The organism is Shinella sp. AETb1-6, from assembly GCF_009826875.1.
Classification (GTDB): Bacteria; Pseudomonadota; Alphaproteobacteria; order Rhizobiales; family Rhizobiaceae; genus Shinella; species Shinella sumterensis.
On sequence record NZ_WUMM01000005.1, the window covers coordinates 119955 to 146329 of the forward strand.

Here is a 26375-nt window from a genome sequence, read left to right on the forward strand (position 1 = left end):
TATTTTTCTGATGTTAAACTGGTATTGATTTTGTGCAACAGATTTCGCGTGCTGCGGGCCTAGCTGGGCCGGCATTTGGCAAAGTGACCCGCCTGACGAGGATCACTTTCGTCTGATGGCGATCTACGTCTCATCCTTCGACGGCCATTCACGGCCGCGCGATTTTCTGAGCGCGTCGGTGATCTCGCTTCTTGCCACGCCGATCAATTGTTCCATGGCGTGACGTGCCGCGTCTGGTCGGCGCATGCGGATGGCTTCCAGAACGTCCTGGTGCTTGAGGATCGCCTGCTCGTGCGATTGGCTCGCGCGGTTGGTGAGACGAAAGCTCGCGAGCAGGGCGGCGCGGATGGCAGTGGCGAACTGGCGGTAGACCCAGTTGCCGCTGGCATTGATGATGGCGGTGTGAAAATCGAGGTCGGCGCGGCTCCATTCCTCGTTGTCGCGCGAATTGGCCTCCACCATGTCCTCGAAGGCCTTGGCGATCTGCGACAGTTCGCGGGCGCTCGCATTGGCCGCTGCCTGTGCCGCTGCTGCGGGCTCGAGCAGCTGGCGCGCGTCGATCAGGGACGTGTAGAACGTTTCGTCCGCACCGATGCTCAACATGACGTCGAGAAGGAGCGGATCCAGATAGTTCCAGTTCTCCCGCGGCAGCACGGTCGTTCCAGCGCGGGTGCGGGACCGCACCATGCCAAGGGCCGACATATATTGCATGGCCTCGCGCAGGCTGGTGCGACTGACGCCGAACTGCTCCGTGAGCTCGGCCTCATTCGGCAGGGTCGAGCCTTCCGCCATCTCTCCAGAAACGATCTTCTCGACGATCTGCCGTAAAAGCGCTTCGCGGACACTGCGCTTGCCCCGCTCGGCAATCGGATCTCCGTTCTGCGTCAGGTTCCGTGCCACGGGTGTTGCCGCCACACTGCTTCTCCTATGCGCCCGCATGCAGCTTCGGTGCCTTTGAGGAAGGTCACGCAGGACCGCCGGCTACACTAAATATTATTTATTCTGCCGCTTCTAACGTGTTTTCCGCGCCGTATCCAGTGAAGAAGCGCGTGCAGGGCACTTATAAAAAAATAAATCGTATTTATATTGACATTAATATGATGAAGTTTAGAGTGCGATGGCATCGCGACGGCTCGCCAACGGCGGACCATCGGCGCACACCATCGTTTTGTGGGAGGATCATATGAAATTCATCGCCAAAGCCGCGCTGGCGACCCTTGCCGCTCTTGCTGCATCCACCGCGTTCGCGCAGGACAAGGATCTCAAGGTCGGCGCCATCTATATGGACGCGCAGGGCTTCTATGCCGGCGTACGAAAGGGCATCCAGGATGGCGCTAAGGATGCCGGCCGCAAGCTCGAGGTCATCGAAACCAATGCGCAAGGCGATGTCAGCAAGGAATCGTCCTTCATCGACTCGCTGATTTCCGCAGGCGTGCAGGCCATCATCGTCTCGCCGGTCTCCGCCGACGGTTCGTTCCGCGCGATCCGCCGCGCCCATGACGCTGGCATTCCGGTCGTCTGCTACAATACCTGCCTTAGCGAAAACGACATGAAGGACTATGTCTCCGCCTATGCGGTGGGTGACCCTTATCAGTTCGGCCACAAGCTGGGCGACGCGGCCGCCGACTATTTCCTCGCGGAGAAGAAGGACGCGCCGACCATCGCGGTGCTCAACTGCGAGTTCGTCGAAGTGTGTGTCACCCGCCGCAAGGGTTTCGAGGAGGCGCTGTTCGCCAAGGTGCCGAACGCCAAGATCGTCGATAACCAGGAGGGTGCTACCCTCGACAAGGCGGTATCGGTGGCCAGCACCATGCTCTCGTCGCATCCGGATCTCGATGCTTTCTTCGGTGAGGCGGGCGGCGCAACCCTTGGTGCGGCGCGCGCCGTCAAGAGCCAGGGCCGCGTCGGCAAGACCGTGGTCTTCGGCGGCGACATGACGACGGAAATTGCTCAGGAGCTCGCCGACTTCAGCGTCATCAAGGCGGTTGTCGACATCTCGGGCCAGGGCCTCGGTAAGCTCGCGCTGACGCAGGCAATCAATTCCATCGACGGCAAACCGCCGGCCGATATCAAGGTCGCCTACGACATCGACCTCTATAAGAGTGCGGAAGACGGCAAGGGCTGGCTTGAGGCGCACGCCGACGGCATTCCGTGATCTTCCGGGGCGACGGCCCTTTGCGGCCGTCGCGACCAGCCCGGCGGGGATCCTCCACGGTTCCGGCCGGGCTGGAGCATTCGTTTTAATCCAAGGACTTCAGGCGGGCCCGTCATGATCCAATCCGCAAATGCGCGTCAAAACGACCGGGTCGGCGGCGCCATAGCCGCGCTCGAGGGTTGTACGAAACGCTATCCCGGCGTTCTGGCGCTCGACAATGCCTCCTTCCGGGTCGCTCCCGGCGAGGTGCGCGCGCTGCTTGGCAAGAACGGGGCCGGCAAATCCACGCTGATCCGCATGCTGACCGGCGCCGAGGTGCCCGACAGCGGCACCGTCAGCATCGACGGCGTCGCGTTGAGCGGAAGCGGTTCTGCGCGCGCGCAGGAGGCTTTTGTCCGCGGCGTCCGCGTCGTCTATCAGGAACTCAGCCTCGTTCCCGGCATGTCGATTGCCGAAAACCTCTTTCTCGGCCGTTGGCCGCGGCGTGCCGGCATTCTCGATTATACCGGCATGGAGGCTGAGGCACGGGATGCCATGCAAAGGCTCGGCCTCGACATGCCGCCGTCCGATCCCGTCGCCGGCCTAAGCCCGGCGGAGCGCCAGCTCGTCGAGATCGCCCGCGTGCTGCTCGGCAAGCCGAAACTCGTGATCCTGGATGAGCCCACGAGCTCGCTTGCTGCGGCGGAAGCCGAGAAGGTGATGGCGGCCGTCAAGCGTATTGCCGCGGACGGGATCGCAGTCATCTATATCAGCCACCGCATGAACGAGATTCGCCAGATTGCCCGCTCCGCGACCGTCATGCGCGATGGCCGCATCATCGACACGGTCGATGTCGCCGGTGCCGATACGCGTGAGATCGTCCGCCTCATGCTCGGCTCCGAGGCGGCCCAGGCGGCGGCTGTCGAGACGAAAGCGCGCGACAAGGTGGTCCTCGATATCTCCGGTCTTGCCCTGGCGCCAAAGCTCGCTTGTGTCTCGTTCCAACTGCGCCAGGGAGAGGTTCTGGGCATTGCAGGCCTGCTTGGCGCCGGCCGCACGGAGCTGCTTCAGGCCATCATGGGCGTCCGCGCCTATGACAGCGGAACAATCTGCGTCGACGGTACCGATATCCGGCGCCCTGGATATCGGGCCATGCTTAACCGCGGCTTCGGCTACACGCCGGAAAGCCGCAAGGAGGAGGGCATCGTGCCACTCCTCGGTGTCGACGAAAACACCGTGGCGACGGATTTTGCAGCGGTCAGCCGGCGCGGCATCCTCTCGGCGCGGCGGATCGCCGAGGCGACCCGGGAGGTCATCGCGCGGCTTCACGTGAAGACGGCGGCGACGGATACGCCGATCGGCACGCTGTCAGGCGGTAACCAGCAGAAGGTCGTCATCGGCCGCTGGGTTCATGCCGGCAGCCGCGTGCTGCTGCTGGACGAGCCGACCCGCGGCGTCGATGTCGAGGCGAAGGCGCAAATCTACGCCATCATACGGCAGCTTGCCGCGGAGGGCCGCAGCGTCATCTTCGTCTCCAGCGAAATCGAGGAACTGCCACTCGTCTGCGACCGCGTGCTCGTGCTGCGCGAAGGCAGGCTGATGGAAGAATTTACATCCCCCAATATCGATCAGGATGCCGTGATGGCGGCCTGCATCGCCGGTCATTGATGGAGACCAGAATGTCCAACGACCAGGCCGTTCGAACCGTGCCGAGTGGAGCGCCGCGTCGCCGTGGCTTCTCACAGCACATGAACGAAATCAGCCTCTTCGTCGCTATCGTTGTGCTTTACGTGGTGTTCACGACGACAGCCAACGGCTTCATGAGCTTCAACAACCAGATCAACATCCTGCGTGACGCCGCGACGATCGGCATCGCGGCATGGGCGGCGACGCTGATCATCATTTCCGGCGAGATCGATGTCAGCGTCGGCCCGATGGTGGCCTTCATCTCGGTCGCGCTCGCCTATCTTCTGCAATGGGGCGTCCCGACGCCGCTTGCCTTCGTGCTCGCCATCATCATCGGCGCGGCCCTCGGCTCGATTGCCGGCATCTTGCGCGCCTATTTCGACGTTCCGTCATTCGTCGGCACGCTCGGGCTGTGGAGTGCGCTGCGTGGCACGGCGCTGTTCATGACGGATGCACTTCCGGTGTCGATCGGTCGCAACGATATCGTCGACATGCTCGATCGCCCCGTGCTTGGCGTACCGCCGGCCGCGATCATCATGCTCATCCTTTTCGCCGTCTTTGCCTTCGTCAGCCGCAAGACCGCATTCGGCCGTTCGGTCTACGCCATCGGCGGCAATCCGCAGGCGGCGTTCCTGTCGGGCATCAATGTCGCGCGCATCCGGGTCCAGCTTTTCGCGATCGCCGGCGCCATGGCCGCCGTGTCCGGCATCCTCCTCCTGTCCCGCCTCGGCTCGGGCAACGCGACGGCGGCGAGCGGGCTCGAGTTCGACGTGATCGCGGCGGTTGTGGTCGGTGGCACCGCGTTATCGGGCGGCCGCGGCTCCATGCTTGGTACGTTGCTCGGCGTGCTGGTGATCACGCTCATCGGCAACGGCCTCGTCCTGCTCGGCATCAATCCGTTTTTCCAGCAGGTCGTACGCGGTCTCATCATCGTCGTTGCCGTTCTCGCCAATATTCAGGCGATCAAGCGCGGCGCGGCGCGCAACAAGGGCTGAGGCGCGCCATGGCGATAATCGATATCGGCAAGGGCGATCTCTCGGCGCGCATCGCCACGGCCGGCGGCCTCGTGCTCGGGCTGTGGTGGCACAGGGATGGGGCATCGGTTCCCCTGTTGCGGCCAGCACCCGGGGATGATGCCGACGCGCTTGCTTCCGGCTGCTACCCGCTCGTTCCCTTCGGCAACCGGGTGCGCGGCAATGCTTTCCGCTTCGAAGGACGGGACTACCGCTTTCAGCCGAACACCGATTGGGACCCGCATTATCTGCATGGTGAAGGCTGGCAGGCCGACTGGTCGGTTCTGCAGCACGGCGCGGATGCGGTTACGCTCTCCTTCGCGCATCTGAGCGGCAAGGGTACGCCATATCGGTATGAGGCGCAGCAGCGCTTCGCCGTAAACGATGGGGCCTTCGTGCTCGGCTTGTCGGTGACGAACCGCGGCGATGCGGCGCTGCCCTTCGGGCTCGGTTGGCACCCGTACTTCCCGATGACGCCGGAAACGACATTGCTGGCGCCCGCCACCCGGTACTGGACGGAGGTAGAAGGCTGGCTGCCCGGCGAGGCCGTGGATATCCCGGAAGATGTCGATTTCCGCTCGCCGCGTTCCCTGCCGCATCGCTGGGTAAACAACGGTTTCGAAGACTGGTCGGGCGAGGCACGTATAGACTGGCCGGAGCGCGCGACGCAGCTGTCGCTCAGCGCCGATCCGCTGTTTCGCCATGCTTTCGTCTTCGTGTCCGATACCGGTTTCGATCCGGCCTTCCAGCGCGACTATTTCTGCTTCGAGCCGATGTCACATCTTGCCGACGGCCAGAACATGCCGGGGCTCGGCGACCTTAAAGTGCTCCGCCCGGGAGAGACATTGTCCGGCAGCGTGCGCCTGACGCCGACCAGGCTGGCCTGAAACGAAACGACGATTTGCCGAAGACCGGCAGGAGATGGCGCGATGCCGCAAGAGACAAGCTACGATTACATCATCGTCGGGGGCGGCAGCGCGGCCTGTGTCGTCGCCGCACGGCTTGTGAAGGAGGCTCGCGCCCGCGTGCTCCTGCTCGAGCGCGGTCCGCGCAAGGCCAATCCCATCATGCACTTTCCGGCCGGCTACATGAAGTTTCTGGCCAAGGACACCTATCTCGCCATGCACCAGACCGAACCGCAGCCGCAGCTGGGCGGTCGTGGTCCGATCGTGCCGCAGGGCAAGGTTCTCGGCGGTGGCAGCACGGTGAATGCGATGGTCTACATGCGCGGGCAGGCGGCCGACTATGATAGATGGAATAACTCAATCACCGCGCCGGGCGCGGAAAACGACGGCGCCTGGTCCTACCGGGACATGCTGCCCTATTTCAAGGCGCAGGAGGATAACGATCACCTGGCCGGCGAATTCCACGGCGTCGGCGGGCCGCTCAAGATTTCCGATCTCGGCCACACCAGCCAGATGACCCGCGCCTATATCAAGACGCTGCAAACCATGGGCATCCCCTGGAACCCGGATTTCAACGGGGCCGGGCAATTCGGCGTCGGCATGATGCAGCATACCATCGACTGGCAGACCCGCCGGCGGTGCAGTGCCGTCGACGCCTTTCTGGCACCTGTCATGGACGACCCTCTGCTGACCATCGAAACCGAAGCGACGGTGACGAAACTTCTCTTGCAGAACGACGCGGCGACCGGCGTCGAATATATCCAGCGCGGTGTAACGCGACGCGCCGAGGCGGGCATCGAGGTCATCCTCGCCGCGGGCGCCTACCAGACACCGAAACTCCTCATGCTGTCGGGCATCGGCCCCGAAGCGGAGCTGGCGCGCCACGGCATTCGCACCGAGATCGCCCTGCCGGGGGTCGGCCAGAACCTTCAGGACCATTACGAGTGCCCGGTCGTGGCGACGACCAAGGGTGCTTTCGGTTACTACGGTCAGGATCGCGGTTGGCCGATGATCAAGGCCGGCCTGCAGTATCTGCTGTTCAAGTCCGGCCCGGTGACCACAACGGGCGTCGAGACCTGCGCATTCTACGATCCCGACGGCAACAATGCCGAGCCGACCATCCAGATGTTCTGCGTGCCGACGGTCTATCTCGACCGCGACGTGATGGGGACCGATCCGGGCCACGGCGTCACCATCAATTCGCTTCTGCTTCGGCCGAAGGCGCGTGGCAGCGTGACGCTGACTTCCGCTGATCCTCTGCGCAATCCCGTGGTCAGCACCGGCATCTTCAACCATCCCGATGACCTGCGCCTGACGGTCAAGAGCTTCCGGTTCGCCCGTACGGTTCTGGATGCGTCTCCGATGCGTGAGCTGATCGAGCGAGAGATTTTTCCCGGTGCGGACGTGACCAGTGATGAAGCCATCGCCGAACATTGCCGGCGTACGGTCAAGACCGGATACCACCCCGTCGGCACCTGCCGCATGGGTCATGACGGTGACGAGATGGCGGTTCTCACGCCGCGGCTGACCGTGCGCGGCGCCGCGAGGCTTCGCGTCATCGACGCATCGATGATGCCCACCATCGTGAGCGGCAATACCAATGCGGCGGTGCTGGGCGCTGCCGCCAAGGCCGCGGACCTCATCCTCGAACGCGCAGCCTAGAGCACCGGAGGGCGATCCTATGAAGATCACCAAGCTGACCACCTACATCGTCCCGCCGCGCTGGCTGTTCCTCAAGATCGAGACGGATGAGGGCATCGTCGGCTGGGGCGAGCCGGTCGTGGAAGGCCGGGCGCTGACGGTGGAGGCGGCGGTGCACGAGCTGGCCGACTACCTGATCGGCAAGGACCCGCTGATGATCGAAGATCACTGGCAGGTCATGTATCGCGGCGGCTTCTATCGCGGCGGCGCCATTCACATGTCGGCGCTTGCGGGCATCGACCAGGCGCTCTGGGACATCAAGGGCAAGGCCTATGGCCAGCCGGTCCACGCCCTGCTCGGGGGACAGGTGCGCGATCGGATCAAGGTTTACAGCTGGATCGGCGGCGACCGCCCCGCGGATGTCGCCAGGAACGCGCGCGATATCGTGGCCAGCGGGTTCAAGGCCCTCAAGTTGAATGGCGCGGAAGAAATGCAGATCGTCGACAGCAACGACAAGATCGATGCGATCGTCGCGACCATCGGCACGGTGCGTGACGCGGTTGGCCCGCATATCGGTATCGGTGCCGATTTCCACGGCCGCGTACACCGCCCCATGGCCAAGGTTCTGGCCAAGGAACTCGAACCGTTCAGGCTGATGTTCATCGAGGAGCCGGTGCTTTCGGAAAACCGCGAAGCGCTGAAGGAGATCGCCAACCACTGCTCGACGCCGATCGCGCTTGGCGAACGGCTCTACTCGCGCTGGGATTTCAAATCCGTACTGGCCGACGGCTATGTCGATATCCTCCAGCCCGACCTTTCCCATGCCGGCGGCATCACGGAATGCCGCAAGATCGCGGCGATGGCCGAAGCCTATGACGTGGCACTGGCGCCCCATTGCCCGCTGGGGCCGATCGCGCTCGCCGCCTGCCTGCAGATCGATGCCGTCTCCTACAATGCCTTTATTCAGGAGCAGAGTCTCGGCATCCACTACAACAAGGGCAACGACATTCTGGACTATATCTCCAACAAGGAGGTGTTCCAGTATGCCGACGGTTTCGTGTCGATTCCGCAAGGGCCGGGCCTTGGCATCGAGGTGGACGAGGCCTACGTCATCGAGCGGGCAAAGGAAGGGCACCGCTGGCGCAACCCCGTCTGGCGTCATGCCGATGGCAGCGTCGCCGAGTGGTAGGAGAAGTTTATGGCCGGACGTCTTGAAGACAAGCGCATCGTCATCACCGGCGCCGCACAGGGCATCGGCCTCGCCATGGCCGAGGCGTTCCTTGCCGAAGGTGCCGCCCTTTTCCTGATCGACCGCGACGGAGACCTCCTGGCCCAGGAAGCCGCAAGGCTTGGAGCCGAGGCTCGCCGGATCGGGATCATGGCGGCTGATATCACCGATGCGGAGGCGATGGAGCTGGCGGTCGCAACGGCGGACAAGGAGATCGGGCAACCGAATACCCTGGTCAACAATGCCGGCGTCAACGTCTTTTCAGAACCGTTGAAGATGAGCGATGCGGACTGGCAGCGCTGCTTCGACATCAATCTCAAGGGGGCATGGAACTGCAGCAGGGCCGTGCTGCCGGGCATGATCGGACAGGGCGGCGGCGTCATTCTCAACATTGCCTCGACGCACGCCTTCACGATCATTCCGCATACATTCCCCTATCCCGTCGCCAAGCATGCCCTTCTCGGCATGACGAAAGCGCTCGGCCTGGAATATGCGGGGCAGGGCGTGCGGGTGAATGCGCTCGCGCCCGGCTATGTACGCACGCAGAAGGTCATCGACTACTGGAACAGCTTTCCCGATCCCGTCGCGGCCGAGGCCGAGACGATGAAGCTCCATCCCGGCGGCCGGATCGCGACACCGGAAGAGATTGCCATGGCCGCGCTCTTCCTCGTCTCGGACGAGTGCCCCTTCATCAATGCCACCTGCCTGACCGCGGACGGTGGATTGACCGTGCTGCATCATCCGGTATGAGAGCCGCGCGTCTAGGCGTAGACGCGATCGCTGGTGCCTGCCTTCACGACGTAGCCCGGCGTGGCGTGGCCGAGCAGGGCGGGAAGCCCGCCTGAAAGCCCGATCAGCGCCGGAAGGTCGCCCCCCGTGTCGATGCCGCAATTGTGGAACATGTGCACGAGATCCTCAGTACACACATTGCCCGTCGCGCCAGGCGCATAGGGGCAGCCGCCGATGCCGCCCAATGCGGAATCGAAGCTGCGGATGCCGGCATCATAGGCGGCAAGCGCGTTGGCAAGCCCCAAATCCCTCGTGTTGTGCAGGTGCAGCGTCAACGGCAGGTCGGGGTGATGCCGGAAGATGGTCGTCGTGAGCTCGCCGACCTGGCGAGGATTGGCGACGCCAATCGTATCGGCGATGGTGATGCCCTCGATGCCCATCTCGCGGTAGGTGTCGATGGCCCACAGCACCCGCTCCACCGGTTGGCGGCCCTCAAAGGGGCAGCCGAAGGTCGTGGCGATCGTGCCGTTCACAAAGATGCCGCTGCCGGCAATCACGGTCATGATCTCCCGGAACTGGGCCAGCGACTGGTCGCAGGTCATCCGCATATTCGCGAGATTGTGGCGCTCTCCGATCGACATGACGAGGTTCACCTCGTCCACGACGCTTTGCAGCGCGCGCTCGGCGCCGCGCACATTCGGCACGAGCGCAGTGTATCGTACGCCCGGTACGCGCTTTATGCCCCGCAGCACATCGGCCGCGTCGCGCAGGTTCGGGATCGCTTTGGGCGAGACAAAGGAGGAAACTTCCAGGCGCCGGATACCTGTGCGCGACAGGCCGTCGGCAAGGCGGATTTTTTCCTCTGTCGGAACGAAATCCGGCTCATTCTGGAAGCCGTCCCGCAGGACGACTTCATTGATCTCCACCCGATCCGTTTTCGCTGACATGTCCGCACCTCTGGTTTCAATCGCCATGCCGCCTAGCACGCTGCATCAAAGGTATCAATAAAAATCTAAACTGATGCATCAGAGAAAATATTTTGATTGCGGCTTCGCGTAGAGCGTCGTATAGATCCTGTGATGCCTTATCTGATGCATCACAGCATGGAGCATGTGGCCGTGACCGCGGCCTGGAGGAACAATGTCTCAGTCCGCAGACCACATTCACATCAAAGACCTTGTCGACCGGGCGCGCAGGGCGCAGGCCATCCTGAACGGCTACAGCCAGGAGCAGGTCGACCTGATCGCCGGTGCCATCGTCTATCACCTGTCGCGCCCCGAACTGGCAACGATGATCGCCGAGATGGCCTATGATGAAACGAAGATGGGCCTTGTCGAAAGCAAGCGTGCCAAGCTTACCCACAAGATGCCGGCGATCTTCCACGATATCCGCGCGGAAAAGACCGTCGGCATCATCGAGCGCGACGAGGAAAACGGCATCACCACCATAGCCAAGCCCTATGGGGTCATTGCGGCGCTCGTGCCGAGCACCAATTGCGAGGCGACGCCGATCTTCAAGTCCGTTCTGGGTATTCGCGCCCGCAACGCCGTGATCTGCGCGCCGCATCCGGCGAGCAAGAAGACGACCATCTTCGTGGTGGATATCATCCGCCAGATTCTTCGCGCGCTCAATGCTCCGGAAGACCTGGTCCAGTGCATCGCCGCGCCGTCCAAGGCGCTCGCGGCCGAACTCATGGCTCAGTGCGACGTCACCATGGCGACGGGCTCGGGCGATATGGTGGCGGCGGCCTACTCGTCCGGCAAGCCGGCCTATGGCGTCGGCGTCGGCAACGCCGCCGTGATCATCGACGAGACGATCGATCTGGCGGAAACCGCATCCAAGATCAGGATCGGCAAGACCGGTGACAACGCCTCGGGCTGCTCGGCGGAGAACTCTATCATCGTCCAGGCGTCCGTCTACGAGGGCTTCCTGCGCGCGCTCGAAAAGGAGGGGGCCTATATCGCAACGGCCGAAGAAAAGGCCAGGCTCCAGACCGTGCTCTGGGAAAACGGCCACGTCTCTCGCAAGGTCGTTGCCCGTCCGGTCGGCGAAATCGCGGGGCTTGCCGGTATCGACGTACCGGCGGACCGCAAGTTCATCGTGGTGGAAGAGCAGGGCGCCGGTGCCGACTATCCGTTCTCCGGCGAAAAGCTTAGCCTTGTCCTCACCTGCTACAAATACGACGCCTTCGACGACGCCATCGCGCTGGTCAACGCCATCACCGGCTATTCGGGTGCCGGCCATTCCTGTGGCATTCATTCCAATGATCCCGAGCGCATCTTGAAGCTCGGCCTCGAAACGAAGACCTCGCGGGTCATCGTGCGCCAGTCGCACGGTGTTGCGAATTCGGGCAGCTGGTCCAACGGCCTGGCGAAGACCTTCTCGCTCGGCTGCGGCAGCTGGGGCGGGAACTCCGTATCCGAGAACGTCACCCAGAGGCACTATTACAACACGACGCGCATCGCCGAACCGCTTGACCGATCGGCGCCTGACGACCAGGCTATCTACGGCCCCCTGCTCGGGAAGATCGCCGCCGTGCGTATCGCAGCGGGAGCCTGAACGACGATGAAGTTCGCTGTTCGCCCACAGCTCCATGGCTACGACACCTTCGCCGCCTTCACCGAAGCCCATACCGTCACGGAACGGGATCTGATCTTCACGCAACGCGTCCTGCATGACGCCTTCATGAAGGATACGCCGGCGCAAACCTTGTTCTATGACGACTTCTGTGGCGGCGAGCCGACGGATGTCGCAGTAGACGAAATGCTTCGTGCTATCCGCAAGCTCGGGTTCGAGCGTCTCATCGCCATCGGCGGCGGCTCCATCCTCGATTGTGCGAAGGTGCTGGCGCTGGATTCGGATAAGACCGTGGCTGGCCTTTTCGCGGCCGGTGTGCAGCCAGGCCGCAAGGCGGGCCTTCTCCTGATCCCGACGACGTGCGGTACGGGTTGCGAAGTTACCTGCGTTTCGGTCTTCGATTTTCCGTCCATCGGCAGCAAGATCGGCAAGGGTTTCGACGCGGGTTTTGCAGACCACGCCGTCCTGATCGACGAGCTCCTGTCGAAGATTCCCTATCATGTCTTTGCGACATCCTCGGCCGACGCGCTCGTGCACGCCTTGGAAATCTATCTCGCGCCGCGCGCCAGCGCCTATACGGACATGTTCTGCATGGCGGCCATACGCGCGATCCTGCAGGGCTACATGCGCATCGTGCAACATGGTCGCGATGTCATCCAGCAGGACGCCAAGGCATATCTGACCGCCAGCAACATGGCGGGCATCGCATTGGCAAACGTGCTGGCCGGCGGCGTTCACGCGATCGCGATGCATTTCGGCAGCGCGCATCACGTGCCGCACGGCGAGGCGACACGGCTTTTCCTGCCGCCGGTCTTCAAGATCTATTATGAGAAGGCCCCGGACGGAAAGATCGCCGATATCGCGCGCCTGATCGAGGATGTCGTGGGCGTAAGCGATGGCGGCAATCCCTTCGATGCGCTCGATGCGCTTCTTGCCGCAGTGGTGCCGACACGGCGGCTTGGCGAATACGGCATGACCGCCGGTGACGCGGGCCGGTACGCCGACAAGGTGATCGAAACACAGCAGCGATTGCTGGTGAACAACTATGTTCCGCTTTCGGCGCAGGATATAGCGAGGGTATATAGCGAACTCATGTGACGAGGCCCTACGGTGTCCAGAGGGAAGACGATGACGCGAAACTATTCCGACAAGGCGTATGAAACGCTGCGGGACAGGATCATCAATGGTGGTCTGCGTCCGTCGGCTCCCCTCGACATTCACCGCATCGCCAGTGAATTCGAAATGAGCATCACGCCGGTACGCGACGCGATCAAGCGGCTGGAAGCCGACGGGCTGGTCGAGGTCATTCCGCGCTCGGGGACGTTTGTGCGCCATTTCACGATCCAGGACCTCATCAAGGGGTACGAACTGGTCGAGGCGCTCGATGGCATGGCGGGATATTTGCTGGCCGAACGTGTCGCCGCCGGCGACGTCGATGGACAGGAACTGGAAGGGCGTCTGACGCCGCTGGTCGACAGGATGGAGGAGAACCTGGACCGCGACCAGGCGCGGATATGGGCGGAGTTGGACGGGCAATTCCACCAGATCATCTTCGACATGTCCGAAAACGCGCTGATCGCCAGCAGCTATTATTCGGTCCGCGACCAGATGAAATCGGTGCTGTCCTTTGTCAGCCCGATTTATGTCGACCGGGCGAATTCCGTCCGGGAGCACCGGTTGATCATCGCGGCCATCGCGGCCGGTAACAGCGAGAAGGCACGCAAGCTTTGCCAGGATCACCGCCATCTGGTGCGCGAGATCCTTAAGAAGCTGCTGCTTCAGATGTAGAGACGGGTCGGGGGGCGTATGAGGAAGACAGTCGGGCAGCCGGAATGGTGCATCGCGCGGTGCGCCGCAGGCAGCAATATCCGCCGGCCGTTCGGCCAGACAAACCGGTTCGGCGTCGTTCGTCGAACCACCTGATCGGCACCCCTGAGGGGATGTCCGTTCGACCGGGCAAATCGGTTTCATGGCAGCGACACCTGTGATGCAGGTGTGCATGACCCACTGTTGCCGCTGACAGGTCGACCTTCGGGAGGGGAGCCCGAAAACACCATCTATCGGTTCGTGACAACAAGTGGAGGATAGTCATGAAAGTTCGCAATCTCGTCACTGCTCTGGTCGTTTCATTGTGCGCCAGTTCCGCAGCCGCCCAGCAGTTTCAGATCTCGCACAGTGCGGCCGTGGGCAATCCCAAGGACACCGCGTCCCTCAAGTTCGCGGAACTCGTCAAGGAGCGCACCGACGGGCGCATAACCGTCGATGTCGGTACCAGTTCGCAGTTTGGTGACGACGCAGAGAGCATCACCAACATCCGCCTGGGGACCATCGCATTCTCGGCGAACGCGCAGGGCGCGACATCGGGCGCGGTTCCCGAGATCGGGCTTCTCGGTCTGCCCTTCCTGTTCCAGAGCCTCGAGCAGGCCGAAACCGTGATGGATGGCCCGGTCGGCGACAAGATCGCCGCGGCGGCCGAAAAGCAGGGCATCCTGGTTCTAGCGTGGTGGAACAACGGCATTCGCGAAACGTCGAACTCCAGCAAGCCCATCCTGGCTCCGGGCGATCTCGCCGGTCTGAAGATCCGCACGCCGCCGGATCCGATGACCATCGACATCTTCGAGGCGCTCGGCGCGTCGCCCACCCCCATGGCCTTCTCCGAACTCTACATCGCGCTCCAGCAGAAGGTGGTCGACGGTCAGGAAAACCCGCTGATCAACATCTACTCCTCGAAGCTCTACGAGGTTCAGCCCTATATCAGCCGCACCAACCACAAATTCGAATCCACGCCGTTCCTCGCTTCGAAGATCGTCTTCGATTCGCTTTCGCCTGAGGATCAGGACATCATTCGCAAGGCCGCCGTCGAGGCAGGCGAGCTGAACCGCAAGATGGTTCGCGAGCAGAGCGAGGAACTTTATGCCAAGCTGCAGGAGGCAGGCGTGACGTTCAACGATGTGGACCCTGCACCGTTCATTTCCGCGACACAGCCGGTCTACGAGAAGTGGCGTGCGCAATATCCGGAACTTGTCGACGAGCTGGTCGCGGCGGCAAGGCAGGCGGCGGCGCAATAATGGGGCTGGCCAACTCCCCCCTCTATGACGTCAAGGCGGGTCCGTCCGCCTTGCGCGTCTCCAACATGGCAGGCCTCGTCATCGACTACCTCGCCATCGCGATTTCCGTCGGCTCCATCGTCGTCATCTTCCTGGCGCTGATGGCCGAGGTTGTCGTGCGCTACTTCACCTCCGCGGGCCTCGGCTGGCCCAACGAGGTGCCCAACCTGCTCTTCCCATGGCTCATCATGGGCGGTATCGTCATCGGCGCGCAGCGCGGCAGCCATATCGCCGCCGAAGCCATCCGCAGCTTCCTCAGCACCGAACAGCTGCGCAAGCTCCTCATGCTGTTGCATGCGATGGTCGCCGTCGCGTTCTGCTATCTCGCGTGGCTTTCGCTGCAGGTCATCGCCATCACCAAGGCGCAGGTCTTCCCGATGACCGGGCTGGGACAGGCCTGGGCCTATTCGGCCCTGCTCTTCGGCTTCGGCGGTATCGCGCTCGCCTCGCTCGTCAACATCGTGCGGGTCGCCTTTGCGCAGGACCCGCAGTCCCTGAACCAAACCGATCCGGAGCACGCGCCATGACTGCGATCATGCTCGCCGTTTTCGCGGTCCTGCTGGCGCTTTCCATGCCGGTCGGATACGCCCTCATCATCGCCTCGGGCGGCGCCATCCTGTGGCATGGTGGAACGCCCACGGTGCTTGCCGTCGTCAAGCTGTTCCAGCCGACCCAGAGCTTCCCGCTGCTGGCCATTCCTTTCTTCATCCTTGCCGGCTCGCTGATGATGTCCGGCACGCTCGGCCAGAAGCTCGTCCAGCTCGCCGCCGCCCTCGTCGGTCGCTTCCATGGCGGCATGGGACAGGTCACCGTCGTCGGCTCCACCATCTTTGGCGGCGTTTCCGGCTCGGCAGTGGCGGAAGCTTCCGCCCTCGGCTCCATGCTCATCCCGTGGCAGAAACGTGAAGGCTATCCGGCCGGCTTTGCCGCCGCTGTGACCGCATCCTCGGCCACGATCGCCGGCCTCATCCCGCCGTCGATCCCGCTCATCCTCTATTCGACGGTCGCCAATGTCTCGATTGCGGCCCTGTTCACCGCAGGCATCCTGCCCGGCCTGATGCTCGCCGCCGGGATGATGCTGGTCTGCTACCTGTCCGGCCGTATCCGTAATTTTCCGCGGCTCACCGACCGCTCGCAGTTCCCGCCCTTCGGCAGGCTGTTCGTCTCGGCTCTGCCCGCGCTCGCCATGCCACTCTTCATCGTGCTTCTTCTGCGCGCCGGCATCGCGACGCCGACCGAGGTCAGCGTCATCGCGGTGTTCTATGCACTCGTCGTCAGCGCCGTCGTCTACCGTGACCTGACCCTCAAGAGCATCTACGCCGCGCTGATCGGGACCGTCGTCACGACAGGCATCGTCATGCTGGTCATCACCGCTTCCAGCCTCGTCGGCCACGTGCTGATCACGGAGCGAGTTCCCACCATCGTGGCACAATGGGCGCAGCAGACGCTGGGCACGATGATCCTGATCATCCTCATGATGAACATCATCATGCTGGTGGTGGGCATGTTCCTCGACCTGCCTGCAGCGATTCTGCTGCTGGGCCCGACCTTCGTGGCCATCGGCCAGACGATCGGCCTGGATCCGATCCAGCTCGGTATCATGATCTGCATCAACCTGTCGATCGGCCTATTCACTCCGCCCATCGGCACCACGCTGTTCATCGGCGCGGCCATAGCACGCGTCCCCATCGGCGCCGTCGTGCGCGAGCTCTGGCCCTTCTACCTCGTTGCAGCCCTTGCCCTTGGCCTCATTTCCTACGTCCCGGCCCTGACCATCTATTGAGGATGGATGTCTGTCGGCCGCGTCCCCCCGGGCGCGGCCGGAAATGCTAGCGCAGGACGGGCTCGCCATCGCTGGCGAAGCGGATCCGGCAGCCGAGCCCCTCGAGAAGGCCGCGCGCCTGGTGATCGAAGCTCCGGCCCTGCTCACGGATCCAGTCGGAGAACAGCCGCACATTGCGCCTGTTGACGTGGCGGGGCGGGCAGGCGATCCAGTAGGCGGGAAACTCCACGACATCGAAGGCGGTCGAGAGCGGGACGAGCGTGCCGCGCTCGAGATCTCCCTGGGCGAGGGTGGCGGAATCGAGCACCACGCCCGCGCCGTCGCGGGCAAGCTGGATGGCCATTGACGACCGGTCGAAGCGCAGCGGTGCCTGCTCCATCGGCGGGTCGATGCCATGCACCAGCAGCCAGGCGTCCCATTGATAGAGCGTCTTCACCGAATGGATCAGCCGTGCATGGGCGAGAAGACCGGCCGGATCCGTATCGTCGGCCGCCAGCCGCTCGCGATAGGCCGGGCTGCACATCGGCAGGAAGAAATCGTTGATGATGCACTCGGTATGCAGGCCCTCCCAGGCGCCTGCGCCGTATCGCATGTCGAGATCGATCGCCTCCGTTTCGAAGTCGGAGAAATCGGGCGTGGCATCGACGCGAATACCCCAGTCGGGATTGGCGTCGAGGAAATGCTTGAGGCGCGGCGTCAGCCAGCGGACGGCAAAGCTGGGGCTGGAACGCACCGTCAGCTGCCGGTTGTTGCGCTGGCGCAGGACCACGGCCCGGGCGCCCCGGATCATGCGGAATGCATTGGTCGTCGCCTGGAAAAGCGTCTCGCCGTCGAGCGTCAGGCTCAGGCGTCGGTCCTTGCGGCGAAACAGGCGCACACCCCACTGCTCCTCGAGCTGCTTGAGCTGCTGGCTGACGGCGGCGGCGGACACACCGAGTTCGGCAGCGGCCAGTGACACGCGCCCCGTGCGGGCGACGGCCTCGAAATAGGCAAGTGAATTCAGATTGGGATTGATGGCCACGCCGGTCTCCGCATGATATGCGACGCGCCGGAGTCAATCCGGCGCGTCGCCCGCCAATGGGCTGCGGCGTGCCGTGGATGTCAAGAGACGCCGTTGAGACGGCGATAGGCGGCGATGACCTTGCTGTCATCGGCAAGACCATTGCCGCTGCCGCTTTCGGCAAGGAACATCTGGTGAGCGGCGGCGGCAAGCGGCAGCCCCATGCCGGCCGAACGCCCGGCGGAAAGCGCGATGCCGAGATCCTTGACGAAGATATCGACCGCGCTCGTTACGGGCGGGGTTTCCATCAGCATGCGCGGGCCGCGGTCCTTCAGCATCCAGCTTGAGGCCGCCGAGCCGGAGACGATCTCCAGGAGCGTGGCGACGTCGACGCCAGCCTTTTCGCCCAGCGCCAGCGCCTCCCCGGCCGCGGCGAGGTGTACGCCGCAGAGAAGCTGGTTGATTGCCTTGACCACCGCACCCTGCCCGACCTTCGGGCCGCAATGGTAGAGCTTGTCGCCCATGGCGCGAAGGATCGGAGCGGCGGCGTCGAAGTCGTCCTGCGGCGCACCCACCATGATGGTCAGCGTCGCCGCCTTCGCGCCGACGACACCGCCGGAGACCGGGCAGTCGACAAGCCGCTTGCCGTTTGCCCGGATCTCTTTTTCCAGTGCCGTGACCTCGTCCGGCGGGCAGGTCGCCATCAGACAGACATGCGCGCCCGCGGGAAGTGCGGCGAGCGCCCCGGCCTCGATCAGCACGGTCCGCGCCTGCGCGGCATTGACCACCATCAGAATCAGCGCATCGGCGTGCTGGCAGGCCGATGCGAGGCTTTCGGGGCGCATCCCGCCGGCCGCTGCGAGCGCGTCCATGGCCTGCGGTCGCGTATCAAAGCCATGGACAGAGTACCCGGCCTTGACCAGGTTGGTGGCCATGGGCAGGCCCATGGAGCCTAGCCCGACAAAGGCGATGGTCTTGCTCATGCTATCCTCAATAGATTGTGAGTGCTGGAACGTATGACATCAATATCAGCACGATGAACGCGACCAGATAGAAAGGCCAGAGCTCCTTGACGACAGCGCCGATCGGAACGCGTGCTATGGCCGCGCCGATGAACAGCGTGGTGCCGATGGGCGGAGTGAAGAGGCCGATCGACAGGTTGATGCATACCATCACGCCGAGCTGGATCGGATCCATGCCGATGGCGTGTCCGATGGCCACGAAGGTCGGCCCCAGCAACAGGATCGCTGCAGGCAGGTCGAGGAACATGCCGACCACCAGCATGATGATGTTCATCATGAGGATGATCAGAATGGCATTGACCAGCGTGTCTTGCGCCCACTGCGCCACGATGGTGGGAACCCGCTCGGTGATGAGAACGTGTCCGACCAGGCTCGAAGCGGTGATGACCAGCATGACGATGCCGGTGGTAATCACGGTTCCCACCAGTGCCTCGTGCAGGCGCGCCCAGGTCAGGTCGCGGTAGATGATGACGCTGACGACCAGTGCATAGAACACCGCGATGACGCTGACCTCGGTCGGCGTGGCGATGCCGGCGCGCAGCAGCACGACGATGAAGAACGGCATCAGGAGCGCGGGCAGGGCAGAAAGGATCGATTTGCCAATGGAGCGCAGATGTGTCTGGTCGGTAAGCCGTGGAAAATTACGGATACGGCCGGACAGGTAGCAGACCACCATCATGCCGGCGGCGAGCATCAGGCCGGGCAGGACGGCGGCCGAGAACAGTGCCGCGATGGAGGCGTTGGAGACGGTGGAATAGAGGATGAGCGGGATCGACGGCGGAATGAGGCCCGCGATCGTCGAGGACGAGGCTGTGACGGCGGCGGCAAAGCCGGCCGGATAACCTTCGCGCTTCTGCCACGGGATGAGCATGGAACCGAGGGCGGAGGCTTCCGCCACAGCGGACCCGGAGACGCCGCCAAATATGGTGGAGCCGACGACGGTGACCTGGCCCATGCCGCCATGGAAGCGGCCGACGAGAGCGGCGGCGAATTGCACGAGCTTCTGGCCGAGCGTACCCGACATCATCAGCGAGCCGGAGAGGATGAAGAAGGGAATGGCCAGCAGAGGGAAGCTCTGGGTCGGCTGGAACAGCTTGACGACGGCAAGCACTGTCGGCGTTCCGCCGTTGAAGAGAATGGCCGTACCGGCGGCGATGATCAGGGCATAGCCGACGGGCACGGACAGGGCCAGAAGGACGGCGAAAATGCCGGTCATGACGGCGGTCATGTCATATGCTCCGTTTCCGTCTGGTGGACGAGGCGCGGATCCGCTGCATAGGCCACCCGAATGAGATTGACGACGGCCGCCAGCGCGATGCCGCCGAAACCGAAGAGAAGAGAACTGTACGCCCAGGCCTGACCAAATCCGGTCATGGGGAAGACCTGGACCCTCGTGATCTGGATGACCTGCAGCGAAAGCCAGGCGAGATAGGCGAACGAAATGGCCACGAGCAGGTTGATGCCCATCAGCAGAAGGCCCAGCTTCGCCGCGTCAAGCATGGAGCGCAGTGCTTCGGCCGCGATGTGGGCTCCGCGCTGCGCGCCCACGACGATGCCGCCCATGATGAGCCACGGAAAGAGCAAGCTGGGCACTTCGTTTGGCCAGCCGAGGCCGGCAGAGGTGAAATAGCGCACGACGACTTCCGCCATCAGCGCAAGGAAGATGACGACGACCGCGGAGACGGCAATGAGGATCGCAATCCGGTCGAGGACCTCGCCGATCAGATTCGCAAAGCGCAAGGCGGGAGAACCCGCCTTGCCATCGGTTGCCCGAACAGGAGCCGCCGTCATCACTTGGCGGCTTCCTTGGCCGCTGCGATGAGTTCGTCGACGAGTTCCGGGTACTGGGCGCGCCACTTTTCGTAGACCGGCTGCGTGGCCGCGACGAACGGTGCGGGATCGACCTCGTTGAACTTGATGCTAGCGGCCTCAAGCGTGGTGCGCAGTTCGGTCGACTGGTCGCGCACCATCTTTCGGTTCAGTTCTCCAGCTTCCTTCGCGGCCGCGCGGACGATTTCCTGGTCTTCGGCGGAGAGACCGTCAAAGACGATCTTCGACGCCAGAAAGGGGGTCGCCTCGTACTTGTGGTTTGTCATCGAGATGAAAGGCTGAACTTCATGCAGTTTCGACGAATAGATGTTGATCAGCGGGTTCTCCTGACCGTCAACCACGCCCTGCTGGAGCGCGATGTAAAGCTCTGAGAAGGCCATGGGAGTCGGTGACGCGCCAAGCGCTTCGAAAATGTCGATGGTCATCGGATCCGGCGGCGTGCGGATCTTCATACCCTTCAGGTCATCCGGCGCCACGATCGGCTTCTTGGAGTTGGACACTTCGCGAATGCCGTTGTTCCACCAACCCAGAACGACCAGGCCCTGCTTTTCGGCCGCCGCGGCGATCTTGTCGCCGACAGGGCCGTCCATCACGGCTTCGGCCTGCTCGAGATTCTGGAAGAGGAACGGCAGCCCCAGTAGCGCGATCTCAGGCACAACGGCTGAGGTGGTGCCCTGAGAATTCGCCGAGAACGCAATGGTGCCGAGGCGCATGTTGGTGATGGTCTCGGCGTCGTCGCCGAACTGTGCGGCACCGCCGACGTCGACCTGAAGGCGACCGCCCGACTTTTCCTTGACGATCTCGGAGAACTTCAGCGAGGCAGCATCCTTTGGATTGCCCGCGCCTGCATTGTGAGACAGCTGGAACGTCTGGGCATTGGCCGTGCTGGCGCACAACGCAAAGGCAACGGCGGTCAATAGATGGCGAAATTTCATGTCGCTCCTCCCTAGGGCGTGGGTTGTCTACGCGAAAGGGAAGCCTCCGACACTGCGTGATCTGCGATTGTTGATCTGCCGTCACAGTGGCGGCGGCGATCAGCCGGATCATGCAGCGGAACGTCCTCCTCGCCCGCTTCCATGAACCTCGCTCATCTGAACGAAAGCGTCATCTAAGTTTTTCTAAACAACTTGTTCGAATAACTTAATTGAAGGTCGTTTTTTTCCGCGGCAGTAGTGTCAGTCGTTGGCGCCGTGATTGCGTCGGACGACACGGGAGGAAGCATGACCATTCAGGCCACGGCGGCGACGCTGTCGAACATGAGCCTTGCGCGTCGCGCTTGGGAAATCCGCCGCAAGGCCATCCGCATGGGCGAGGTGCAGGGGCAGGGCTATGTCGGGCAGGCGCTCGGCATTGCCGACGTTCTCTCCGTCTCCTATTTCCACGCGCTCGCCTATCGGCCGAATGAACCCGAATGGGAAGGCCGCGATCGCTTTCTGCTGTCCATCGGCCACTACGCGATCGCCCTCTATTCGGCGCTGATCGAGGCCGGCATCCTGCCGGAGCAGGAATTGGAAACCTACGGGACCGATGACAGCCGCCTGCCGATGTCCGGCATGGCAGCCTATACGCCCGGCATGGAGATCACCGGCGGATCGCTCGGCCAGGGACTGGGCATCGGTGTCGGCATGGCGCTCGGCCTCAAAGCCAAGCAAAACCCGGCCTTCGTGTATAACCTGATGTCCGACGGCGAACTCGGCGAGGGCTCCACCTGGGAAGCCGCCATGTCGGCGGCCCATCACAAGCTGGACAATCTCGTCTGCATCGTCGATTTCAACGACCAGCAGGCCGACGGAAAGTCGACGGACATGCTGTGCTCCGAGCCGCTCGGCGACAAGTGGGCCTCCTTCGGCTGGCATGTCCAGCGTGTGGATGGCAACGACATCGCTGCGCTCGTCGCGGCTTTCGATGCGGCGCGAGACCTCAAGGAAGCCAAACCCCGCGTCATCATCTGCGACACGATCATGTGCAAGGGCGTGCCTTTTCTCGAACAGCGCGAGATCACGCATTTCGTGCGGGTCGAGGCGGACGAGTGGCAGAAGGCGCTCGCCGTTCTCGACGCGAACCGGCCGGAATGAGGGAGGATCACGCTATGAACGCCACGCATAAATACGACCCGCACCGCAAATGGGAAGCCCGCACGCCGCCGAAGCCCGGCGAAGGCGGACGCACGTCGGCAATGATCGCCTCCCTGGCCGCCGAAGGCTACGAGACGGTTTCCGCCCCCTTCGGCCACGCCCTGGTAGAGGAAGCGAAGAAGAACGACCGCATCGTCGGCCTCACCGCCGATCTTTCGAAATATACCGACCTCCATATCTTCGCCCAGGCTTTTCCCGAACGGTTCTACCAGATGGGCATGGCCGAGCAGGTGATGATTTCGGCCGCTGCCGGCATGGCGCGTGAGGGCTTCATACCCTTCGCCACCACCTATGCCGTCTTCGCCTCGCGCCGCGCCTATGATTTCATCGCCATGGCCATCGCCGAGGAGTATCTGCCGGTAAAGATCGTCTGCGCCCTGCCGGGCCTGACGACCGGCTACGGGCCCAGCCACCAGGCGACCGAAGACCTCGCGATCTTCCGCGGCCTGCCCAACCTGACGATCGTCGATCCGTGCGATGCCATCGATGTGATGGAAGCGGTTCCCGCCATTACGGCGCATGAAGGGCCGGTCTATATGCGCCTGCCGCGCGGCAAGGTACCGTCCGTCATCCGCCAGCATTGCCCGGACTACAAGTTCGAGCTCGGCAAGGCCAAGCTACTGCGAGACGGCAAGGACGTGCTCGTCATCGCTTCCGGCTTCATGACGATGCGCGCGCTTGATGCGGCCGTCGAACTGGAAGCGCAGGGCATATCCGCCGCCGTGCTGCATTGCCCGACGATCAAGCCGCTGGACACCGAGACGATCCTCGCGGAAGCCGGCAAGGGTGGACGTCTCGTCGTCGCGGCGGAAAACCACACGAAGGTCGGCGGTCTCGGCGAGGCGGTCGCATCGACGCTGCTGACGCATGGTGTGACACCGGCCTTCCGCATGATCGGCCTCCCGGACCAGTTCCTCGATGCCGGTGCGCTTCCGACCCTGCATGATCGCTACGGCATCTCGACCGCCGCCATGATCACGCAGATCCGCGGCTGGCTCTGACCTTCATTTCAACGAATTGCGCCCCGGCAGAAGGCCGGGCGCGGCTACCCAGGGAGAAACCTCATGGCCACTGCTCTGCTTCAGGGCAAATTCGCCGTCGTCACCGGCGCGGCATCCAAGCGCGGTCTCGGCAAGGCGACGGCGAAGCTCTTCGCCGAACACGGCGCGACCGTCGCGATCCTCGACCTCGACGAGGGGGCGGCGAAAGAGGCTGCCGCCGATCTCGGCCCGCAGCATATCGGCATGGCATGTAACGTCACCGATCTCGAAGGCGTTAAGAAAGTATTCGACGCGTTGGCCGCCAAGTGGGGCCGGATTGATATCCTCGTCAACAATGCCGGCATCACCCAGCCGCTGAAGATCATGGACATCGCGCCGAAGAACTACGATGCTGTCCTAGACGTGAACCTGCGCGGCACGCTTTACTGCAGCCAGGCGGTCATTCCGCACATGCGTTCACGCAAGGAAGGCAAGATAGTCAACCTGTCGTCGGTCTCCGCGCAGCGCGGCGGCGGCATTTTCGGCGGTCCGCACTACTCCGCGGCCAAGGCAGGCGTGCTGGGCCTGACCAAGGCGATGGCGCGTGAACTGGCGCCGGACAATGTCCGCGTCAATGCGATCTGCCCAGGCTTCATCGCCACTGACATCACCGGCGGCATGCTGACGCCGGAAAAGCTGGAAGAGATCAAGCTCGGCATCCCGATGGGCCGCGCCGGCACGGCGGACGACGTCGCGGGCTGCGCGCTGTTCCTCGCCTCAGATCTCTCGGCCTATGTCACGGGCTCCGAAGTCGATGTGAACGGCGGCTCGCTCATTCATTGATCCTGCCAGCCGGCGCGTTTCGACGTGCCGGCCCTGCATCCGAGGAAGAAGGCATGAAACTGGGATTGGGAAGCTACGCCTTCCGTTGGTCGATCGGGATCAAGAACCTGCATCCGGCGCAGCCGATGACGGCGATGGAGGTGTTGGAGATCGCCCATCAGCACGGCCTGTCGCTCGTGCAATATGCCGATAACCTGCCGCTGGACCGGCTGACGGCGGAAGAACACCTTGCTCTCAGGGCACGCGCTGACAGCTATGGCATGGCGCTGGAACTCGGCACGCAGTCCTTTGATGCGGAAGAACTCGCCCGATACATTCCCATCGGCGAGCGCATCGGTTCGAAAATCCTGCGGGTGGCGCTCGATGCCGAGGATGCGCAGATCCCCGTGCCGGAGCTTGCTGCGCAAATCCGGGACCTCTTGCCCGACGGCAAGCGCGCCGGTTTGCGTTTCGCCATTGAAAACCACTTCAACTATCCATCGCCGCGCATGGTCAAGCTTCTCGATGCCGTCGCCGACGATGCGCTCGGCGTCTGCCTCGACGTCGCCAATTCCATCTGCGCCGGCGAATGGCCGATGACCACGGTAAGGATGCTGGCGCCCTACACGATCAACCTGCATCTCAAGGATTACGAAATCACGCCTGATCCCTATGGCGTCGGTTTCCGCATCCATGGCACGCCCTTGTCGGAGGGCAGGGCCGAAATCGAGGAAATCCTGGCAACGCTCGCCCATTGCCCCGACGACATGAGCGTCATCCTCGAACATTGGCTGCCGCAGTCCGACGACATGGAGGCCACGCGGCAAATGGAACATACCTGGCTTGGCCGCACCGTTGCCGCCGCCAAGCAGCTGGTGCCGGGCGACCATAACGTCTAGAGCCGTTTGGACGGAAAAACGTGGCCGCCGGGGACGACGTTCGTCCGGCAGGAACGAGACCGTGACATTCGAGAGCCGCAGGGGCCGTTTGGCGAAACTGGGCGCGGGGTCGCTCGGGCATATCGACGCGGGCGCTGCGTCCGCCGCGCTCATTCTCGCGGCGATGCGGGAAACCTGAGATGTGCCTGACCTGCCGGCGAGAGGGCGACGCCGGCCCGGCGCTCGCCGCGTCAGGGTTGCAGGCTGGCCATTGCCTTGATGAGGGCTGCTGCGGAGACGGCGCCGGGATCGGCATGGCCGAGCGAGCGCTCGCGCAGGCGTGCGGCGCGGCCCTTGGTCGCGATCATCGTTGCGGTGGCGGCTGCGCCATTTTCCGCAGCGGTCTTCACGGCTTCCCAGAATGCCGGCCGCGACAGGTTGTTGGCGACCGCGACCGTCGCGGCTTCGGCGGCCGGCAGCCAGACATCGAGCATGGTCTTGTCGCCGCGCTGCGCCTTGCCGCGGTCGCGGATCCCCTCGGAAATGGCCGTCAGCATGTCGCGGCAGGCTGGCAGGTCGAGCGTGTCGCGGCCTGAAAGGGCCTGTGCGGCGCGGCGGAAACCGGTTGCATAGAGCGGGCCGGTGGAAGCGCCGACGGCGTCGAGAAAGCCGCTCGCTGCCGTCGACATCACGTCGGAGGGACTGGCCGTTTCGAGGTTCATGCCCGCCAGCGCCGTCGTCACCGCCTTGAAGCCGATGGACATGGTAATGCCGTGGTCGCCATCGCCGATGGCGCCGTCGAGTTCGGAGAGATGATCCTTCTCCGCCTCGATCACCTCGGACATCCGTTCGAACATCCGGGCGAGCGTCCGCGCCGCAGTTTCCGACATGTCTTCCTCCCCATT

25 protein-coding genes are annotated in these 26375 nt (G+C 63.4%); 17 read left to right on the forward strand and 8 right to left on the reverse strand.

The features are described 5' to 3' along the window. Positions 1-123: 123 nt before the first annotated feature. The gene (locus GR158_RS10490; RefSeq protein ID WP_230640229.1) at positions 124-915 is read right to left on the reverse strand and encodes a FadR/GntR family transcriptional regulator; all 792 of its coding nucleotides are present in this window, start codon (positions 913-915) and stop codon (positions 124-126) included. A gap of 268 nt (positions 916-1183) precedes the next feature. Here GR158_RS10490 and GR158_RS10495 point away from each other — a divergent pair, with 268 nt between their 5' ends. The 7 genes from GR158_RS10495 to GR158_RS10525 all read left to right on the forward strand — a co-directional run bounded on the left by GR158_RS10495 (position 1184) and on the right by GR158_RS10525 (position 9357). Beyond that, entirely contained in the window at positions 1184-2155 is a 972-nt protein-coding gene (locus tag GR158_RS10495) for a substrate-binding domain-containing protein (protein ID WP_160871051.1), read from the forward strand. A 114-nt stretch (positions 2156-2269) separates the two neighbouring features. Then, the gene (locus GR158_RS10500) at positions 2270-3802 is read left to right on the forward strand and encodes a sugar ABC transporter ATP-binding protein (RefSeq protein ID WP_160871052.1); all 1533 of its coding nucleotides are present in this window, start codon (positions 2270-2272) and stop codon (positions 3800-3802) included. Between the two features lie 11 nt (positions 3803-3813). Beyond that, a complete protein-coding gene (locus GR158_RS10505; RefSeq protein ID WP_134650163.1) occupies positions 3814-4815 on the forward strand; it encodes an ABC transporter permease in 1002 nt (333 codons plus the stop codon). Between the two features lie 8 nt (positions 4816-4823). Further along, positions 4824-5720, forward strand: a complete 897-nt coding sequence (locus tag GR158_RS10510) for an aldose 1-epimerase (protein WP_160871053.1) — start codon at positions 4824-4826, stop codon at positions 5718-5720. A 42-nt stretch (positions 5721-5762) separates the two neighbouring features. Further along, positions 5763-7400: a GMC family oxidoreductase gene (locus GR158_RS10515; protein WP_160871054.1), complete on the forward strand. Its 1638-nt coding sequence runs from the start codon at positions 5763-5765 to the stop codon at positions 7398-7400. 19 nt (positions 7401-7419) lie between these two features. Then, a complete protein-coding gene (gene dgoD / locus GR158_RS10520) occupies positions 7420-8568 on the forward strand; it encodes a galactonate dehydratase (protein ID WP_160871055.1) in 1149 nt (382 codons plus the stop codon). 9 nt (positions 8569-8577) lie between these two features. Further along, a complete protein-coding gene (locus tag GR158_RS10525) occupies positions 8578-9357 on the forward strand; it encodes an SDR family oxidoreductase (protein ID WP_160871056.1) in 780 nt (259 codons plus the stop codon). Positions 9358-9368: 11 nt separating this feature from the next. Here the strand turns inward: GR158_RS10525 and GR158_RS10530 are convergent, their stop codons facing one another. Then, positions 9369-10283 carry a hydroxymethylglutaryl-CoA lyase gene (locus GR158_RS10530; protein ID WP_160871057.1) on the reverse strand — a complete coding sequence of 305 codons (915 nt, stop codon included), beginning with the start codon at positions 10281-10283 and terminating at the stop codon, positions 9369-9371. A 193-nt stretch (positions 10284-10476) separates the two neighbouring features. Between GR158_RS10530 and GR158_RS10535 the strand changes: the two genes are divergently transcribed. From GR158_RS10535 to GR158_RS10560, 6 genes are all read left to right on the forward strand, one after another. Then, the gene (locus GR158_RS10535) at positions 10477-11895 is read left to right on the forward strand and encodes an aldehyde dehydrogenase family protein (protein WP_160871058.1); all 1419 of its coding nucleotides are present in this window, start codon (positions 10477-10479) and stop codon (positions 11893-11895) included. A gap of 6 nt (positions 11896-11901) precedes the next feature. After that, positions 11902-13011 (forward strand): iron-containing alcohol dehydrogenase, encoded by a 1110-nt coding sequence (locus GR158_RS10540; RefSeq protein WP_160871059.1) that lies wholly within the window; start codon positions 11902-11904, stop codon positions 13009-13011. 30 nt (positions 13012-13041) lie between these two features. Further along, positions 13042-13701, forward strand: coding sequence for a GntR family transcriptional regulator (locus GR158_RS10545; protein ID WP_134650171.1), 660 nt, complete (start codon positions 13042-13044; stop codon positions 13699-13701). Positions 13702-14003: 302 nt separating this feature from the next. Next, a complete protein-coding gene (locus GR158_RS10550) occupies positions 14004-14981 on the forward strand; it encodes a TRAP transporter substrate-binding protein (RefSeq protein WP_160871060.1) in 978 nt (325 codons plus the stop codon). After that, the gene (locus GR158_RS10555) at positions 14981-15547 is read left to right on the forward strand and encodes a TRAP transporter small permease (protein WP_160871061.1); all 567 of its coding nucleotides are present in this window, start codon (positions 14981-14983) and stop codon (positions 15545-15547) included. The genes GR158_RS10550 and GR158_RS10555 overlap by 1 nt, the downstream gene beginning before the upstream one ends. Continuing rightward, entirely contained in the window at positions 15544-16803 is a 1260-nt protein-coding gene (locus GR158_RS10560) for a TRAP transporter large permease (protein ID WP_134650174.1), read from the forward strand. The genes GR158_RS10555 and GR158_RS10560 overlap by 4 nt, the downstream gene beginning before the upstream one ends. Before the next feature lie 46 nt (positions 16804-16849). Here GR158_RS10560 and GR158_RS10565 read toward each other — a convergent pair whose 3' ends face one another. The 5 genes from GR158_RS10565 to GR158_RS10585 all read right to left on the reverse strand — a co-directional run bounded on the left by GR158_RS10565 (position 16850) and on the right by GR158_RS10585 (position 21590). Further along, positions 16850-17824 (reverse strand): LysR substrate-binding domain-containing protein, encoded by a 975-nt coding sequence (locus GR158_RS10565; RefSeq protein WP_134650175.1) that lies wholly within the window; start codon positions 17822-17824, stop codon positions 16850-16852. A gap of 80 nt (positions 17825-17904) precedes the next feature. Next, complete coding sequence (locus GR158_RS10570) at positions 17905-18786, reverse strand: NAD(P)-dependent oxidoreductase (RefSeq protein WP_160871062.1); 882 nt, start codon at positions 18784-18786, stop codon at positions 17905-17907. Between the two features lie 7 nt (positions 18787-18793). After that, positions 18794-20053 (reverse strand): TRAP transporter large permease, encoded by a 1260-nt coding sequence (locus GR158_RS10575; RefSeq protein ID WP_160871063.1) that lies wholly within the window; start codon positions 20051-20053, stop codon positions 18794-18796. Then, positions 20050-20616: a TRAP transporter small permease gene (locus GR158_RS10580; RefSeq protein ID WP_160871064.1), complete on the reverse strand. Its 567-nt coding sequence runs from the start codon at positions 20614-20616 to the stop codon at positions 20050-20052. Before GR158_RS10580 ends, GR158_RS10575 begins: the two co-directional genes overlap by 4 nt. Then, on the reverse strand, positions 20616-21590 hold the full coding sequence (locus GR158_RS10585) for a TRAP transporter substrate-binding protein (RefSeq protein ID WP_160871065.1): 975 nt from the start codon (positions 21588-21590) through the stop codon (positions 20616-20618). Before GR158_RS10585 ends, GR158_RS10580 begins: the two co-directional genes overlap by 1 nt. Positions 21591-21875: 285 nt before the next feature. On the opposite strand from GR158_RS10585, the gene GR158_RS10590 reads away from it, so the two are divergent. From GR158_RS10590 to GR158_RS10605, 4 genes are all read left to right on the forward strand, one after another. Further along, positions 21876-22730 carry a transketolase gene (locus GR158_RS10590; protein WP_160871066.1) on the forward strand — a complete coding sequence of 285 codons (855 nt, stop codon included), beginning with the start codon at positions 21876-21878 and terminating at the stop codon, positions 22728-22730. Positions 22731-22744: 14 nt separating this feature from the next. Then, positions 22745-23791, forward strand: a complete 1047-nt coding sequence (locus tag GR158_RS10595; protein ID WP_160871067.1) for a transketolase family protein — start codon at positions 22745-22747, stop codon at positions 23789-23791. Between the two features lie 63 nt (positions 23792-23854). Then, on the forward strand, positions 23855-24613 hold the full coding sequence (locus tag GR158_RS10600) for an SDR family NAD(P)-dependent oxidoreductase (protein ID WP_160871068.1): 759 nt from the start codon (positions 23855-23857) through the stop codon (positions 24611-24613). Between the two features lie 53 nt (positions 24614-24666). Beyond that, positions 24667-25491 (forward strand): sugar phosphate isomerase/epimerase, encoded by an 825-nt coding sequence (locus GR158_RS10605; RefSeq protein WP_134650183.1) that lies wholly within the window; start codon positions 24667-24669, stop codon positions 25489-25491. A 230-nt stretch (positions 25492-25721) separates the two neighbouring features. Here GR158_RS10605 and dhaL read toward each other — a convergent pair whose 3' ends face one another. Beyond that, entirely contained in the window at positions 25722-26360 is a 639-nt protein-coding gene (dhaL, locus tag GR158_RS10610; protein WP_160871069.1) for a dihydroxyacetone kinase subunit DhaL, read from the reverse strand. Positions 26361-26375 lie beyond the last annotated feature (15 nt).

Coding starts and splice junctions, on each gene's coding strand:
- GR158_RS10495 (WP_160871051.1), top strand. CDS start 1,184: ATGAAATTCATCGCCAAAGCCGCGCTGGCGACCCTTGCCGCTCTTGCT.
- GR158_RS10500 (WP_160871052.1), top strand. CDS start 2,270: ATGATCCAATCCGCAAATGCGCGTCAAAACGACCGGGTCGGCGGCGCC.
- GR158_RS10505 (WP_134650163.1), top strand. CDS start 3,814: ATGTCCAACGACCAGGCCGTTCGAACCGTGCCGAGTGGAGCGCCGCGT.
- GR158_RS10510 (WP_160871053.1), top strand. CDS start 4,824: ATGGCGATAATCGATATCGGCAAGGGCGATCTCTCGGCGCGCATCGCC.
- GR158_RS10515 (WP_160871054.1), top strand. CDS start 5,763: ATGCCGCAAGAGACAAGCTACGATTACATCATCGTCGGGGGCGGCAGC.
- dgoD (WP_160871055.1), top strand. CDS start 7,420: ATGAAGATCACCAAGCTGACCACCTACATCGTCCCGCCGCGCTGGCTG.
- GR158_RS10525 (WP_160871056.1), top strand. CDS start 8,578: ATGGCCGGACGTCTTGAAGACAAGCGCATCGTCATCACCGGCGCCGCA.
- GR158_RS10530 (WP_160871057.1), bottom strand. CDS start 10,283: ATGTCAGCGAAAACGGATCGGGTGGAGATCAATGAAGTCGTCCTGCGG.
- GR158_RS10535 (WP_160871058.1), top strand. CDS start 10,477: ATGTCTCAGTCCGCAGACCACATTCACATCAAAGACCTTGTCGACCGG.
- GR158_RS10540 (WP_160871059.1), top strand. CDS start 11,902: ATGAAGTTCGCTGTTCGCCCACAGCTCCATGGCTACGACACCTTCGCC.
- GR158_RS10545 (WP_134650171.1), top strand. CDS start 13,042: ATGACGCGAAACTATTCCGACAAGGCGTATGAAACGCTGCGGGACAGG.
- GR158_RS10550 (WP_160871060.1), top strand. CDS start 14,004: ATGAAAGTTCGCAATCTCGTCACTGCTCTGGTCGTTTCATTGTGCGCC.
- GR158_RS10555 (WP_160871061.1), top strand. CDS start 14,981: ATGGGGCTGGCCAACTCCCCCCTCTATGACGTCAAGGCGGGTCCGTCC.
- GR158_RS10560 (WP_134650174.1), top strand. CDS start 15,544: ATGACTGCGATCATGCTCGCCGTTTTCGCGGTCCTGCTGGCGCTTTCC.
- GR158_RS10570 (WP_160871062.1), bottom strand. CDS start 18,786: ATGAGCAAGACCATCGCCTTTGTCGGGCTAGGCTCCATGGGCCTGCCC.
- GR158_RS10575 (WP_160871063.1), bottom strand. CDS start 20,053: ATGACCGCCGTCATGACCGGCATTTTCGCCGTCCTTCTGGCCCTGTCC.
- GR158_RS10580 (WP_160871064.1), bottom strand. CDS start 20,616: ATGACGGCGGCTCCTGTTCGGGCAACCGATGGCAAGGCGGGTTCTCCC.
- GR158_RS10585 (WP_160871065.1), bottom strand. CDS start 21,590: ATGAAATTTCGCCATCTATTGACCGCCGTTGCCTTTGCGTTGTGCGCC.
- GR158_RS10590 (WP_160871066.1), top strand. CDS start 21,876: ATGACCATTCAGGCCACGGCGGCGACGCTGTCGAACATGAGCCTTGCG.
- GR158_RS10595 (WP_160871067.1), top strand. CDS start 22,745: ATGAACGCCACGCATAAATACGACCCGCACCGCAAATGGGAAGCCCGC.
- GR158_RS10600 (WP_160871068.1), top strand. CDS start 23,855: ATGGCCACTGCTCTGCTTCAGGGCAAATTCGCCGTCGTCACCGGCGCG.
- GR158_RS10605 (WP_134650183.1), top strand. CDS start 24,667: ATGAAACTGGGATTGGGAAGCTACGCCTTCCGTTGGTCGATCGGGATC.
- dhaL (WP_160871069.1), bottom strand. CDS start 26,360: ATGTCGGAAACTGCGGCGCGGACGCTCGCCCGGATGTTCGAACGGATG.